The sequence below is a fragment of the Synechococcus sp. Cruz CV12-2-Slac-r genome (assembly GCF_024346075.1).
Classification (GTDB): domain Bacteria; phylum Cyanobacteriota; class Cyanobacteriia; order PCC-6307; family Cyanobiaceae; genus Synechococcus_D.
The window spans coordinates 1-14,046 of sequence record NZ_JAGQEK010000003.1; the positions used below are offsets into that span (position 1 = coordinate 1).

A 14,046-nucleotide genomic window follows, 5' to 3' on the forward strand; every position below is an offset into this window, starting at 1 on the left:
GCGAAGCCGCATCTACAAGCCGGCTTATTACGTCATTAACTTTATCGGCCGTTACAGCCCATGGGTGGTTGGAACCACTGGGGGCGAGATCAGGGCTGACTTGGTTCATCTGACTAAATCCTGCGTTTCAGGCTAAGGGCAACCGTGGCATTAGTCGCCCTGTTCCGACGGGAGCGGCGCCCAACAAGCACTCCCGAACCTTCCCTAGCAAACCAAGAAGTACCTGGCTTTTTAATCAATGGATTTGACTTGTGCGTGGCAAATAAACCGCTACCGTAGAGAGAGAGTCAGTCTTTGGGTAATGAGATTAAACGCAATCTGGGAAGCCAGCGAAGAATATTGGATTGGTATTATCGATGCAACTTACGGAATCATCCAGACGCTACTTGTAATCGAACTACCTATAGTTATATTAAAAACCATAGAGAATCAGAAGCCTCAATCGCAATTAATAATAGGTATGGAGATAGGGGTTACTATTATAGGTTATTTTGCTATTTTTACAATAATATATGACATATGGTTGCATCACAAAGTCCTTCTGTATGGTATCAATAAAAATCGGGTTTTTATCATTTTAACGGGTTGGATTCTTTTTGCGAGTAGTTTAGTGCCTCCAATCTACTACCTAGTAAATCACTACGATCTTGAAGTATTAATGGGAGATCACCGGCATGATTCTGCGATGACTTTCGCGAGTATCGCCATCTTTGGAATTATAACAATTGTCTATTTGTTTTCAGCAGTAATTGCAAAGTTGGGAAAAAGACAACTTGGGCTAACCCCAGAAAAAAGAGAAGAGTTGGAATTCATATTTGGAACATCATCAACTAAGGTGTTAATCACTGCCTTTATTGGAGTTATAGGGCTCTCACCTCTCACCTACATGCAACCACCAATTGGAATCGCAGCGATAGCAATTATCACATACTTTCCGATAAACTTCTTCAAAAAAAGGCATAGAAGGTGAGCGTCAACAAGAGCATTGGCTATTAACCCTGTTTATCGCTGTCTCATAGCATTGACGTTCAGACAGCACAAGCAGAGAAAGCTGGTTCAGGCCATCCAGAGAGGGGGGGAACGTGTGATGGATCCTCCTCTCCTCTGGTCTCAAACCTCTCGCCATTAACATTTGAATTTTAGAAACTGGCGTTTGCTTCCCAGCGTTGCCCTTGGATAGAGCGAGCTTTACAACTAATTGATTTTAGTTCCAATTTGCAGTTGCCCAATACAGGCCAAGCTTTTGGCATTTCTTCCGCTATGCCGTTGTTGTTGTATGAAACTTCACTGATACTGCTGAGTTCCAATTCGATTGGGCCGGTGATCACACAACGGGTATTTTTGCATTGCAAACTATTTTGGCTGGTGCCAGCAAGGGTGAGTTGATTGCTGGAATCAGGTTGTTTGCCGCGGGCGATGAAACGTACGCTGATTACATCTTTTTGCAATTGATCCAGCACAACCCGGCTGCAGGGCCCCTGCGGTTGATCCTCTAAATTACGGCTGCAATTGCTTGTTGAGATGGTGAGATTACCAATGTTTTCAAGTATTTTTTGCGCTGTAACCTCAGTTTGATAAGCGAAAGCTAAGCCTGTTGTAAGCATCACTAAGCAAATAGTTCGATTCATAGCCATAAATGAGATAAATCCATTCTGCTGATTTTAATAGCCGCTGTCTGCAACGCAGATACCTTGACAAGAAATCCCATTGGTTGCAGTGCGGCCGCAATGGCCGCATAAAACCTTTTCAATTTCTTTGCTGTCTATAGGCGTTTCAATATCCGTATCGCTTGGAACCTCTGCAGGTATGGCTTGGCTCAAAGCTCCTCGCTAAGCACCACCGGTAACACTGAAGGAGCAGGGGCATCGGCCGGATCATCGCCTGGTTCCTCCGCTGTGGGTTGGGTTTCGCAGGCATTTAATGCCTCCTGCAGGATTGAATCAAAGGTTTGGCCAGGCAAGCGATGGCGAGCCACTTCAAGAAAAGCGCGGGCTAAGGATTCACCAGCGGCAGCGTGCAGCCTTGGATTATCCCTGCGTCGAGCTTGCTCATGGGCAACTGAACGTAAAAAGCGATCCGTAACGTCGCGTTTTGTGCAAGCGCGAATCAAACCGTCATCACGCAGGCTGGCGCTACCGAGTTGTTCAAGTTCGGTAATGCGCCGTTGCAGGCTTTCAAATACCTCTTGGGCTTCTTTTTCAACGGTTTCGAGCTGCCCATCAGACATCTGAGGCAGATCTGCCACATAAACCTTGCCATGATCAGCAAGAGTTAGGTAGGTGGGCCTTGGTCCGCCGCGTTGCTGTTCAGCGCCAAAACGCTGGGGGCGATTTGGCGGAATTGGGCCAGCTGAACTGCGGCGACGGGTGATACGGGGCTGATTAAGAGACGTTTCGCTTGAAATCACTTCGGTTATTAGACCTGGTTAGCCAGGCGTTACTTGCAAGTTGATCATTCAGTTTGACAGATCTCAGGTGCCCTAAGCCCCATTTGGTAATCCAGCCACCCCAGCTGGGCCGATTTCAACTTCACCCAGGGGCCATCCGGCCATGCCGAGGCTGCTGATTAGCTCTAGGCAAGGGGCAACTGCAACTTCAGGCAGCACCAATACAAAGCCCACTCCCAGATTGAAGGTGTGCCATAAATCCGCCTCTGGAATCTGCCCCAGTTGCTGTAGCCAACTGAATAAAGCTGGCCGCTGCCAGCTGTTCGGATCCACTAGGGCCCTTAATCCTTTCGGTAAGCAGCGGGGCAGGTTTTCGGGTAATCCCCCTCCGGTGATGTGAGCCATGGCATGGAGCGGTAATCCAGAAGCTCGTAAAGCTTTCACCAATGGTGCATATAAGAGTGTGGGCTCCAGCAAGGCATTGGCAGCAGTGGCACCAGCTAAGGCGTCCTGGGGGGCATGCAGATCAATGTGGTTATCGCTCAACACTCTCCTCACAAGGCTGAAGCCATTGCTGTGCACCCCGCTGCTGGCAACAGCTATCAAGCGATCACCTGCAACAACTTGTTTCCCATCAATTAGTTCGTCTTCTTCCACAACAGCTACGCAAAAGCCTGCGAGGTCGTAACGGCCGGCGGAATAGAACCCAGGCATTTCAGCGGTTTCACCGCCGAGTAAGGCGCAACCGCTGCGGCTGCAACCCTCTGCGATACCCAGCACCACTTCGGCCATTGCATCGGGGCTGAGCTTGCCGGTGGCGATGTAATCAAGAAAAAAGAGTGGTTCAGCGCCGCAGGTGATCACATCGTTTGCGCACATTGCAACCAAATCGATTCCCACCCCGTGATGGCGACCACAGTCTTGAGCGAGCTCGAGTTTTGTACCCACACCGTCGGTGCCAGCCACAAGAAGTGGCTTGCGCATACCTGGAGGAAGGCGACAAAGCCCACCAAAACCGCCCAGGCCGCCCACCACTTCAGGGCGGCGGGTGGCTTCAACGCTGCTGCGAATGCGATCAACAAAAGCCCTGCCGGCTTCAACATCCACCCCAGCGCTGCGGTAATCCATTGAAGCTCTCGATCTGGTGAGCATGCTGGCTCAAGCTCCGCCCCAAAATCAATAAAATTTGGTAGACGGTTCTGAGATTGACACAAGCTTCAATCAGTTGAGCTTATGGCGTTGATCGGATTTGCTGATACTTTCCCCCTTAATCCTGCCGCCAAAGTAATTGCGATCAGGGCGATTAGCCGATTGATTGCATTTCCTAATCTAAAAATAAAGCGGCCTAGTGATTAAAAGCAGCTTTTTATTTGCTTTATATTCGATTCGTTGTTCAAATCATTAGGAACTGCAACGGGCATTTCGTTATCAAAAACACAGTTTTTTGATTCCTACATGCATTCCAATAAACCGTTGAGCTGGGTTGATCAAGGTCTCCCGGTTGCTGTTAACAGCCTTTTTCGTTTGTTATGCAAAATCTTCAAGCTGCAAAGTTCCTGTTTTCTAGTGCCTTGCTTTGCATTGCCACTGCTGCAGCAACGATTGCTCCAACTGTGGCCCAAGAGAACACGGAGCCCCTACAACAGCTCACCGCTCTTGCCGAAACCACAGCCCCAAGCTCCCTGGATCTTGAGCTTCCAGGCCTTGATTCACCTTTGCCCCTAAAGCTCAAAGCTCCATCTGTGCGGATGTTCCCTCGGGTGCTTGCCTCAAGCCAAGGGGAAGCCAGCTGGTATGGCCCAGGTTTTTTTGGTAATCGCACCGCTAACGGCGAAGTTTTTAGGCCCGGCAGCCTTACAGCCGCCCATCGCAGCCTGCCCTTTGGCACCAAGGTGAGGGTTACAAATTTGTGGAACGGTCGTTCTGCTGTAGTGCGCATCAACGATCGCGGCCCTTTTCATGGCGCTCGGGTGATTGATCTTGCCCATGGAGCAGCCCACGAGCTCGGTTTGATTGCTTCTGGCACTGCCCGAGTGAAGCTTGAGGTGTTGCAGTAAAGCCCAATGGCTCAGATCCCTCTGCTCCTTTCGCTTCAAGATTTGGAGCAGTGGAAATCAGCCAGCACCGAGGCAATTAATTTCGTACCCACCATGGGCGGCTTACATGCCGGCCACGGTGGGCTTTTTAATGCAGCAGCACAACTCGGAACCAGGGTTTTGGTGAGTGTGTTCGTGAACCCGCTGCAATTTGGCCGCGGCGAGGATTTTGAGCGTTATCCCCGCCAGCTTGAAGCGGATCTACAACTTGCGGCAAGCCATGGCGTCCATGCTCTTTGGGCGCCTCAAATCAATGATTTATACCCACGGGGAGAAGCGGGGCTAACCCAGGTGTTACCCGCCCCTGAACTGGTGCAGCATCTCTGCGGCCCCCAGCGACCAACACATTTTCAAGGGGTGTGCACTGTGGTGGCCCGATTATTGGCTTTGGTTCAACCCAAGCGAATTTATCTAGGGGAAAAGGATTGGCAGCAGCTACAGGTGCTTAAGCGCATGGTGCTGGATTTGGGTTTGCCGGTGCAGGTGATGGCTTGCCCCACCCAAAGGGAAGCGGATGGCTTGCCCTTTAGTTCGAGGAATACTTACCTCACAGGCGAGCAACGCCAGCAGGCAGCTGCTTTGCCTAAGGCATTGGCTGAATTCAGCATTTGCCCAAACCCTGGCATTGCAGATGTGGTTCAAAATAAGGAAACACTTTTGTTGCAGCTACGTTCTTGTTTAGAGGCCGCAGCTCTCCAGGTGGAATATTTGGAATTGGTAAATCCCCTTAGCTTGCAGCCCCTGCAGCTGTTGGAAACCCCCGCCCTACTCGCTGCAGCTGTGCGTTGCGGCAGCACACGCTTAATTGATCACCGGATTTTATAACCAATTTTTCATGACCAATTCAGCAATCATTGCCATTGATGGCCCTGCCGGTGCAGGTAAGAGCACCGTTACCCGCCAGGTGGCCATGCGCTTGGGATTGGTTTATCTAGATACCGGTGCGATGTATCGAGCTGTTACCTGGCTGCTGCAAAGCCTTGATTTGCCAGTTCAGGAAAGCAAAGCACTGCAGCAGGCGCTATCAGATCTTGAGCTGCGTTTAGAAGCCCAGCCGCAGGGGGATCAACTTGTGTGGGTGAATGGCAAAAACGTAACGGAGCAAATTCGCACCGCAGAAATAACAGCTGGCGTATCGGCGGTGGCAGCACTTCCCAGTGTGAGAAATGCCTTAACGGCTCAGCAACGGCGGCTTGGTGCCAGTGGCGGCTTGGTGGCAGAAGGGCGAGACATAGGCACTGCTGTATTTCCCAATGCGGAGCTCAAGGTTTATCTCACTGCCACGGTGGCAGAACGGGCCCGGCGCCGAAGTGCTGATTTGATCCAGCGGGGTTTACCACTACCTGATTTGCAGCAGCTTGAGCAGGAGATCAATACGAGGGATCAACTTGATTCCACAAGGGCGGTAGCCCCCCTCTGCAAAGCCGCTGATGCTTTGGAACTTGTTAGTGATGGCATGAGCATTGAGCAGGTGGTGCAGCAAATCGTTAGTTGGTATGAGGCAAAGCTCCTTCCCCCAGGCTTTAGCTAAAAGCAGCTAGGGCCTGGGCGGCCCGCAAACGCACCACTGGAGTTTCTTCAATGGCTTCCTGGCTGCGAGCTTGCAATAGCCGTAAACAGGCTTGAGCAAAGGAGTTTGAGGAATTTCTGCTGAAATTTTCAAGCCCCACCACCGCGGCATAACGCACAATCCACTCCCCATCAGCGCAACCAAGCTTTAAGCCTGCAAGGCAAATTTCCATTGTTTCAAGCTTTTCTTCTGGCGAAAGCTCAGCCAGCTCTATGCGGCCAAGGCCCATTGCAGCTGCACGTCGCACACTGGGGCCGATGTCTTGCTCTATTGCCCTTTGAAGCACCGCTAAACCGCGGGGATCGCCGATTTGGGCAAGAGCTCGCACTGCCCAAGCCCTAGCACCGTAATTATGTTCATCAAGGTTGTTGAGGATGGGTTGAACTGCTGCTGTTTTGCAGGCAATTAAGCCATCTACAGCGGCAACAGCAGCGCCGGGATTATTTGCACTAAGTAATTCAATTAAGCAATTAATTGCTGTTAATTGATCACTGGAGTTAGCGGGCAGATCAGAACAGATAGCTGCTAAATCCCGAGTTGCATCCACTAAGGAATCTGCGGTAGCGGCTGTTTGCACCGCAAGCAGAAGATCTTTCAGTAAGTTCATAGCAATTTATCCATTAAGGCGAGCAGCTGTTGCTCCCTAGCTCCGAGGGATATGGAGCCTGAGCTTATGAGAGGCTGCTCCACCAAGTTCCTCAGGGCAATCAGCTTTAAACTGTTTTCGGCTAAACAACAACTAATAGCTTCTGCCGCAGGTCGCCAGCCGCAAGCACCCAGATCCATCAAGGCAGCGCGCCGCATTTGCAGCTGAGGATGTTCAAGCAAAGCCAGCATTGGTTCTGCCCACTTGGGATTGCCGCTGATTTGCAGTAGTGCTCTGCTGGCAGCACTAGCCACCACAGGACGTTTGTTTTGTAGAAACCGTTCAAGGGGTTGTTGAAAATCTTGATTTGTTTCGAACTTAATTGTTATGCAAATTTGGCCGATTGCTTCCAGTAGCGCTTCACAGGGTTCTCCCAAATGCAGGCCATTCCCCACCGGTTCGTCTGCTCCGGGCAGCAGCAAGCGTTCCATGAGTGGTTTTATCGCCTTTGAATCACCAAGTTCACCAAGAGAACGGGCTGCGGCTTCCCTTAAACCATGATCTGGATGCAGTAAAGCTTGAATTAGAGGGGCTAAGGCAGTTTTTGCATGCAACTTGCCAAGGGAGCGAGCAGCGCTTCTTGCCACAGCTATTGCAGCTTCCGTAGCAGTTGGTTTTATTTCAAGTGCCTTCAGTAAAAGTGGAATTACTTCAGGATGCTGTGACCGCATTCGACCCAGCCACCAAGCGGCATAACAGCGTTGGCTTGGGTCTTCTTGTTGTTGCAACCGTTGTAATGCTTCAACTTCATTGATAGGCTCCCCAGGCAGAATCTTTTTATCCATCTAGCACAGCATTGTTGATATTTAGTTTAAAAGCATAAAAAAACCTCCCTCATGTAGAGGGAGGTTTAGATAACAGATAAACCGAAACTTAAGTTAGCGCGTTTACTGCGTAGTCGAGGTAGTTGTTGGCTTCGGTTGCGGATTCACCAGTGAGGCCATGGTTGGCTTTGATGTACTTAAGCGCTTCCACATACCAGGAAGGGGAAAGCTCAAAAGTGCGGTTGATTTCATCAAGGCCGGCGATCAAGTAGTCGTCCATAGGGCCGGTGCCACCTGCCACGAGGCAGTAGGTAACCATGCGCAGGTAGTAACCAATGTCGCGGGAACACTTGGCTTTACCTTCAGGGGTAGCAGCGAAGTTAGGTCCCTGCATCTGAGTGGTGTAAGGAAACTTCAAATACACCGCTTGAGCAGCACCGTTTACCAAGCTGTCAGCTTTGGTTGTGAGGGCTTTAGCCGCATCAAGGCCCGCTTTGGCGCGGTTGAAACGACCAAAGGCGCCTTGAATCTCAGTGTTGCTGAGGAAACGTCCTTGGGAATCAGCGGCGGAAACAGCCTCTGTGAGGGGAGTTTTCATTGGATGGTTTGGTGGGAAGAGTTAAAAAGTTAAGTCGACTGCTTTTAAGCAACAGCGGCTGCAGCGCGGTCAAAATAAGTGCCAATTTCACTCACCAAAGCGGTGCAATCACCATTGGTGATGCCATTGCGATCATTAACGATCCCGATGGCTGTTTGCTTCATGAGATTCACGCCAGCTGCCACAGATGAACCTGGGGTGCCAAGGGCTAGATAGGTTTCACGCAAGCCGTTCAGGCAGCGATCCTCCAATACAGAAGCATCACCGGCGAAAATTGCATATGTCACGTAGCGGAGGATGATCTCCATGTCGCGTAGGCAAGCGGCCATGCGGCGGCTGGTGTAGGCGTTGCCTCCTGGCGCGATCAATGCAGGTTGCTCAGCAAACAACTGACGGGCTGCGCTAGCCACGATGGTTGATGAGTTGCTGGAGATACGATTCACGGAATCCAGACGCTTATTGCTGTCCGAAACCATCTTCGCGAGAGCATCGATCTCACCAGGATTTATGAATTGACCCCGGGCGTCTGCCTGGGCGAGAACCCTCGTGAAGGCGTCGAACATTGTGAAAACTCCTTGGGATTGCTGCTGGTGGATACCACAGCTGGATTCTGGCTAATAACCTCACCATCCTCTCGGCCTGTTCACAATGTTTAACGACAAATATTGAGAGGCGATCTGAATCGGTTTAATTCCAGGCTTGGAACATATTTTTGATCAATTGCTCCTGAGATCGAACAAAACGTCATGAATGTAGCTTTCGGTCCATTCGGCTCCATGGAATCGCGTCAGCATTCCCCTAGCGGGATCTTTTAAGGCCCGATAGGTGGAATATCGCAATTGCCCTGCTAAAAGTTCACTGGAGCGATCAGCATCTACAGGTGTTGCTGCATCTACAAATTCCAAATAAAGATTCAAATAAAGCTTGAAAGCTGGCATAACAGCATCCTTGATTAATTCATCTCCTTCTGGGCCCAATGGAATTCGCGTCCAGAGAAAACCTGGCGAAAAGAAGGGTTCAGCTTCCGCTGGAATCGGCCCGCCACTGGGAAGCTTTTTGCTGCACTCTTGATGCAAAGGCAGAAGCTTTTCCCAAACTAATTGTGTATGCAACGCATCGTTTTTAAGCGCTGGTTGGAGATCCAGGGCTAGCAAATGGCCATTTGGCAGTGTAACTAAATCCGCACCAAAAAATGGTAGATCATAATTAAAACTCGGATTAATTACAAAATTAAGAACTGAAGCAGCTTCTCCCCCTTCAACGCAAGCGGCACGCACCTGGCGCAATTTATTCGTTTTGCAGGCCCAAGTGGCTGTTGTTACGTTGAATGGCCTGGTTGTAGAGCCGCCACTATCTGATTGCCAAAGAAATCTTTCTGGTATGGGATATGGCTGTGGTTCAAATCTTGCTAACGCTTCCACCGCATGGTTTAAAAAAGGCTGCCAACGCCAGCTGGGCAGTATTACGGGTTCAAGGCTGGAGCTACGCATTTTGGTTGTCGCCTGCAGGGAAAAGGAATTCGTGTAAAAAATTATCTGCCCATTCCTTGCCGAAATGGCTTTTAAAAAGGCCGTGGGCAGGATCGCGTTCTGCGCTGTAGATATCGTATGCAATTTGCAACTGCCGCACTTCTGTTGCAGGGATAAGCGATTGGGCTGCGCTGCTCTGTTGATGCAAGGCCCAGTAGCAGTTCAAAAATGCATTGAAAGCTTTGGGTAGAGATAAAGATGCTTCCTCCTTGCCTCCACGGCAGAAGAGTAACCACGGCGAAAAATATTGGTGTGGATCAAAAGAGCGCATCGCCTCTTCTCCGCTTAATTCAGGAAAATTGCTATGCAGCTGTTGCAATCCCTGAAAATGGCGTTCAAAGTAACTTTTGTCTTGAATTAGTGGCTGAAAATCCAGTACAGCCACCAACTTCGAACGGGCTCCAAACCAGAGCAAATCAATCCCCATAAGCGGCATATCGCGGCTGTATTCCGGATAGGCAACAGCATTTAGAACCTGGAGAGAATCGCCAGCATCAAGCCGGGTAATGCGCCAGCGCCTGAAGCCCGGCACAGCCCATAGCCAGTTTTTGATAACGCTTTTACCGTTGCTGGAATGGCATTCCTCTAGATCACTAGAAAGCGGCAGTGGCTCTGAGCCCGCTGCTTTGAGTTTTTCTTGGAGTTCAGCCAAAAAAGGGTCGAACATCAATTTTTGCCAGCTAGGGCGAGTAATTGAGCCTTGGCAGCAGTGGCTTTAATTGCTTCCTCGCTGGAACAACGCAGCTCGGTGCAATAGGTGGTCATGGAAACCCCATCTAGAAATTGCACTGAGCTCACCCGCATACGCACCTGATCAGTAACAAACCAACAGCGTTCGATGCCCACGTTTGTGTCGTATCTAGTGGTGATCGAAAGCACCCCATCATCGCTGAAGTTGTAAGTGCTCATCACAGCTGCCTTTTCCACATAACCTTTATCCCTCAATAGAAATCCTTTACGGCTATCACCTTGTTGCGGTACATCAATTAGTACTGCGGCATTCTCTGGATCTTGTGAGCCTTGGTTGAGATTGCCTTCCCACCAAAATCTGGCGCCACCGGCTGCGCTTGCTGGATCAACTCCAAGGGAAGTGCAAATCTTGTACACACTGGGGTCTTCCCGATCAAAAGGTTCAATTATTAGATTTGAATCCCCTGCCTCATCGGCTTGATGGTCGAGATGGTGAACAGCCCTGCGGGTGAGCCAGGTGCCTCGGCTAGCGGCAAAAAAAGCCACCATGCTTAGGGGCGTGTTGGTTGCTTCCATTGCTACGCGAGCTGCCCTTGAAGCTGAATCAGGATCTCATCTATGCGTTGCAATTCGGGGTGATCAGCGATAGAGGCCTCCACTTTTGCTTTGGGTAAGCGCAGTTTCTGGCCAAGGGTTAAAACATCGTTGCGGAGGCGATCGCGGTAGGCACTGAGTTCCTGAATGGTTTCCTCTAATTCAGAAACATTGGGGTCAACTGCAGATGATTCAGCCATAATTATTTTTTGGCGAATTAAAGCCTACACAGAGGCTCTAAATCTAAATAAAAAACGAAATTCAGGCTCAAAAGCCAAAAGCCTGGAGTTTTGATGACGAACCTTTACGTGATTGCCCGCTTTCGCAGGTGCAGTGGTGAAAGACGGCTTACGGTTCAGGGGTGCCCGGCAAAGGTTGAAAAACTTCTGCTTAATGCATCCCAAGTGCTGCTGATTTACTCAGGTTTTCCTGGCTTTTCGGTAGATTTAACCCACCCATAGTCCTGCTTTCTCATGCTCGACGCTTTTTCTCGCGCTGTTGTAAGCGCTGATGCCAAAACCGCTCCAATTGGTTCCGGCGAACTTGCCTCATTGCGTAACTATGTTGCTGAAGGCAACAAGCGCCTTGACGCCGTTAATGCCATCACCAGCAATGCTTCTTGCATTGTTTCTGATGCTGTAACCGGCATGATTTGCGAAAACACAGGCCTGATCCAGGCTGGTGGCAACTGCTACCCCAACCGTCGTATGGCAGCTTGCCTGCGCGATGGCGAAATCGTGCTTCGCTACATCAGCTATGCATTACTCGCCGGCGATGCCTCCGTGCTCGACGACCGCTGCCTGAATGGCCTCAAGGAAACCTATGTTGCCCTTGGCGTGCCCCTTCAGTCTACTGGTCGCGCCGTTTCGATCATGAAGGCTTCCTCCACAGCCCACATCAACGAGACCAACACCACCGGCACCAACCCTGTGGAAAGCCGTTTCCGCAAGATGGAAACCGTTAAGGGTGATTGCTCTGCCTTAGTTGCAGAAGCCGGTAGCTACTTCGACCGCGTTATCAGCGCTTTGGGCTGAGCTTCAGCTTAATTTTTCAACTACGCACACTTCCACCTAAGGAACCGCTCGATGAAATCCGTCGTAACAACAGTTGTGACCGCCGCTGATGCTGCTGGTCGCTTCCCTTCTCAGAATGATCTAGAAGCCGTTCAAGGCAACATCCAGCGCGCTGCGGCTCGCTTGGAAGCTGCTGAAAAGCTGGCTGCCGGCCTCGACAAAGTCACCAAAGAAGCCGGTGATGCTTGCTTCAACAAGTATCCATACCTGCGTCAGCCCGGTGAAGCTGGTGAGAACCAAGTGAAGGTAGACAAGTGCTACCGCGACTTGGCTCACTACCTGCGTTTGATCAACTACTGCTTGGTTGTGGGCGGCACTGGCCCTCTCGACGAGTGGGGCATCGCTGGAGCCCGTGAGGTGTATCGCACCCTGCGTCTTCCTACTGCTGCCTACGTTGAGGCACTCACCTACACCCGCGACCGCGCTTGTTCACCCCGTGACATGAGCCCCGAAGCTCTCAAGGAGTTCAAGGCTTACCTCGATTACACCATCAACGCCCTTTCCTGAGCAATTAAACGCTTAGAACTATCTGGAGGCCTTTATGGCCTCCTTTTTTATTCTCTAGCAACAGTTTTGAGCATAATTTGATGACTTCTCACTCCGCTGAAATTCCAGGTATTGATCAATTATTTAAAGACCTAGAACATCCAAACCCCTATATCCAAACAGAAGCTTTTTTAGCTTTAGTGCGTCACTGGCCAGATGAATCATTGCCAAAGTTGCTTGAACTGCTTGATCAGGAAAATATAACTTTAAGGCGTGCATCTGTGCGTGCTATAGGCGCATTCGGCGAAATGTCGTTAATACCTTTAGCGCTAAAGTTTCGGCAAAGCTCAGATGCAACTGTAAGGGCAAGTTGTATTAAGGCCTACGCTCAAGTTGCATCAAACTACTGCGGCATAAGCTTTCCAGAAGAGGCAATTAATGCCCTTAAGTGCGCGTTGGTCGATGATTCTCCCGTGGTTGCATTGGCTGCTGTGATGGCTCTTGGCCAGGTTGGTATTCAGGCTTTGCCGCTACTTAAAGAGATTTGCAGGGGAGCTAATCCCGCCTTGGCTGTGGCGGGAGTAAATGCAATAGTTGAAATTAAAGATCCCAGTATTACTTGCTTTTTGCAAGATATATTGCAATCAAAAACAACTGATTCATATGTTAAAGAAACAATTGAATCTGCACTTAACCGAGCTGATTTATTGCAAGTTTAAAGATTGCCTTAACCGAGTCATCGCTTTCCCGTGCAAGACAATCTTCTAATATTGGGATTGCTTGATTTGCTTCTAATTTCATTAATGACAGGGCTGCATTCTTTCTTACCTGTTGGTTCTCATCGGAAAGTTTTGGGATGAGTAGGGGGAATGCCCATTCGGGTTCGTTTAGTTTGCCGAGTAATGTGGCGGCTTCCGCCCGCACATCAGCGCAGCGATCACCTAGAGAATTCACCAGTAAATCTCTCGCCTGATTATCTTCCAGTGCCTGTATTTGATCACCCAATGCTGCGATTGCAGCTGTTCTTATTTTCTCATTGTCTGATTGGGCTGCACGTTTAAGTGCATCTGCTGCCTGAGCTCCTACAAAGGCAAGCCCCCAACTGGCTAATCCCATTTGCATTGAGCTGGCAGCCGGATTGATCAGCACACCTAGCAAGGGTGCCACCCCATCGGCGCCCGTGGCAGCAATTGCTCCCACGGCCGAGCCCTGCACCACGGGATCTTGATCATTGAGCAATGCATTTAAAAGGCTTGGTATTGCCATTGGATCTGCTATCAATGTAAGAGTTTTAGCTGCTGCTCTTCTCACCGTTACATTGCAATGATTGTTTAAGGCATTGCAAAGCGGTGTAACAGCAGCTTTACCCACTATCCCTAAACTTTCTGCGAAGGTTAAACGAGTTAAACCGCGTTTATCTCCAAGACCTGCCACCATCCGTTCAATCAGCTCTGCATCTTGAGCTGGTGCCTTTCCTTGACGCAACTGTTGCTTAAGCTCGGTGGCTAGTAATGTTGCTTCCTCTTCACTTAGCTGCCCTTGGCTATTATCTAATGGCGGCGAAAATGGCAACATTTCAACTTGAACATGCTAGCTTGTTAGCATAGCAACAAT

General features: G+C 49.9%; 18 protein-coding genes and 1 pseudogene. 6 read left to right on the forward strand and 13 right to left on the reverse strand.

Features of this window, described 5'->3' with window-relative positions; all coding sequences use genetic code 11:
• The first annotated feature begins 301 nt into the window (after positions 1-301).
• Positions 302-970 (forward strand): TMEM175 family protein, encoded by a 669-nt coding sequence (locus KB557_RS00645; protein WP_255130867.1) that lies wholly within the window; start codon positions 302-304, stop codon positions 968-970.
• 169 nt (positions 971-1,139) lie between these two features.
• Here KB557_RS00645 and KB557_RS00650 read toward each other — a convergent pair whose 3' ends face one another.
• From KB557_RS00650 to purM, 4 genes are all read right to left on the reverse strand, one after another.
• Positions 1,140-1,607 (reverse strand): hypothetical protein, encoded by a 468-nt coding sequence (locus tag KB557_RS00650; protein ID WP_255130868.1) that lies wholly within the window; start codon positions 1,605-1,607, stop codon positions 1,140-1,142.
• Between the two features lie 54 nt (positions 1,608-1,661).
• Positions 1,662-1,820 carry a hypothetical protein gene (locus tag KB557_RS00655; RefSeq protein WP_255130916.1) on the reverse strand — a complete coding sequence of 53 codons (159 nt, stop codon included), beginning with the start codon at positions 1,818-1,820 and terminating at the stop codon, positions 1,662-1,664.
• Positions 1,817-2,407: a histidine phosphotransferase gene (locus KB557_RS00660; protein ID WP_255130869.1), complete on the reverse strand. Its 591-nt coding sequence runs from the start codon at positions 2,405-2,407 to the stop codon at positions 1,817-1,819. Before KB557_RS00660 ends, KB557_RS00655 begins: the two co-directional genes overlap by 4 nt.
• 72 nt (positions 2,408-2,479) lie before the next feature.
• Positions 2,480-3,514, reverse strand: coding sequence for a phosphoribosylformylglycinamidine cyclo-ligase (purM, locus tag KB557_RS00665; RefSeq protein ID WP_255130914.1), 1,035 nt, complete (start codon positions 3,512-3,514; stop codon positions 2,480-2,482).
• A gap of 401 nt (positions 3,515-3,915) precedes the next feature.
• On the opposite strand from purM, the gene KB557_RS00670 reads away from it, so the two are divergent.
• Positions 3,916-4,443, forward strand: coding sequence for a septal ring lytic transglycosylase RlpA family protein (locus tag KB557_RS00670; protein ID WP_255130870.1), 528 nt, complete (start codon positions 3,916-3,918; stop codon positions 4,441-4,443).
• Positions 4,444-4,449: 6 nt separating this feature from the next.
• Positions 4,450-6,013 (forward strand): annotated as a pseudogene (locus KB557_RS00675) (bifunctional pantoate--beta-alanine ligase/(d)CMP kinase).
• On the opposite strand, the gene KB557_RS00680 reads toward KB557_RS00675, so the two are convergent.
• The 8 genes from KB557_RS00680 to KB557_RS00715 form a co-directional block, all read right to left on the reverse strand.
• Positions 6,006-6,659: a HEAT repeat domain-containing protein gene (locus tag KB557_RS00680; RefSeq protein ID WP_255130871.1), complete on the reverse strand. Its 654-nt coding sequence runs from the start codon at positions 6,657-6,659 to the stop codon at positions 6,006-6,008. The pseudogene KB557_RS00675 and the gene KB557_RS00680 sit on opposite strands and share 8 nt — an antisense overlap.
• Positions 6,656-7,483: a HEAT repeat domain-containing protein gene (locus KB557_RS00685; protein ID WP_255130872.1), complete on the reverse strand. Its 828-nt coding sequence runs from the start codon at positions 7,481-7,483 to the stop codon at positions 6,656-6,658. The genes KB557_RS00680 and KB557_RS00685 overlap by 4 nt, the downstream gene beginning before the upstream one ends.
• Before the next feature lie 88 nt (positions 7,484-7,571).
• Positions 7,572-8,060 (reverse strand): phycocyanin subunit alpha, encoded by a 489-nt coding sequence (gene cpcA, locus KB557_RS00690; protein ID WP_255130873.1) that lies wholly within the window; start codon positions 8,058-8,060, stop codon positions 7,572-7,574.
• 44 nt (positions 8,061-8,104) lie between these two features.
• Positions 8,105-8,623, reverse strand: a complete 519-nt coding sequence (locus KB557_RS00695; protein ID WP_255130874.1) for a phycocyanin subunit beta — start codon at positions 8,621-8,623, stop codon at positions 8,105-8,107.
• A gap of 153 nt (positions 8,624-8,776) precedes the next feature.
• The gene (locus KB557_RS00700) at positions 8,777-9,550 is read right to left on the reverse strand and encodes a phycoerythrobilin:ferredoxin oxidoreductase (RefSeq protein ID WP_255130875.1); all 774 of its coding nucleotides are present in this window, start codon (positions 9,548-9,550) and stop codon (positions 8,777-8,779) included.
• Entirely contained in the window at positions 9,543-10,256 is a 714-nt protein-coding gene (locus KB557_RS00705; protein ID WP_255130876.1) for a 15,16-dihydrobiliverdin:ferredoxin oxidoreductase, read from the reverse strand. Before KB557_RS00705 ends, KB557_RS00700 begins: the two co-directional genes overlap by 8 nt.
• Positions 10,256-10,855, reverse strand: coding sequence for a phycobiliprotein lyase (locus KB557_RS00710; RefSeq protein WP_255130877.1), 600 nt, complete (start codon positions 10,853-10,855; stop codon positions 10,256-10,258). Before KB557_RS00710 ends, KB557_RS00705 begins: the two co-directional genes overlap by 1 nt.
• 2 nt (positions 10,856-10,857) lie before the next feature.
• Positions 10,858-11,073, reverse strand: a complete 216-nt coding sequence (locus tag KB557_RS00715; RefSeq protein WP_255130878.1) for a hypothetical protein — start codon at positions 11,071-11,073, stop codon at positions 10,858-10,860.
• Between the two features lie 273 nt (positions 11,074-11,346).
• On the opposite strand from KB557_RS00715, the gene cpeB reads away from it, so the two are divergent.
• The 3 genes from cpeB to KB557_RS00730 all read left to right on the forward strand — a co-directional run bounded on the left by cpeB (position 11,347) and on the right by KB557_RS00730 (position 13,151).
• Complete coding sequence (gene cpeB, locus KB557_RS00720; protein WP_255130879.1) at positions 11,347-11,907, forward strand: class 1 C-phycoerythrin subunit beta; 561 nt, start codon at positions 11,347-11,349, stop codon at positions 11,905-11,907.
• Between the two features lie 51 nt (positions 11,908-11,958).
• Positions 11,959-12,453 carry a class 1 C-phycoerythrin subunit alpha gene (cpeA, locus tag KB557_RS00725; RefSeq protein ID WP_106498713.1) on the forward strand — a complete coding sequence of 165 codons (495 nt, stop codon included), beginning with the start codon at positions 11,959-11,961 and terminating at the stop codon, positions 12,451-12,453.
• A gap of 80 nt (positions 12,454-12,533) precedes the next feature.
• Positions 12,534-13,151, forward strand: a complete 618-nt coding sequence (locus KB557_RS00730; RefSeq protein WP_255130880.1) for a HEAT repeat domain-containing protein — start codon at positions 12,534-12,536, stop codon at positions 13,149-13,151.
• On the opposite strand, the gene KB557_RS00735 is transcribed toward KB557_RS00730, so the two are convergent.
• On the reverse strand, positions 13,123-14,007 hold the full coding sequence (locus tag KB557_RS00735) for a HEAT repeat domain-containing protein (protein ID WP_255130881.1): 885 nt from the start codon (positions 14,005-14,007) through the stop codon (positions 13,123-13,125). The genes KB557_RS00730 and KB557_RS00735 overlap by 29 nt on opposite strands.
• Positions 14,008-14,046 lie beyond the last annotated feature (39 nt).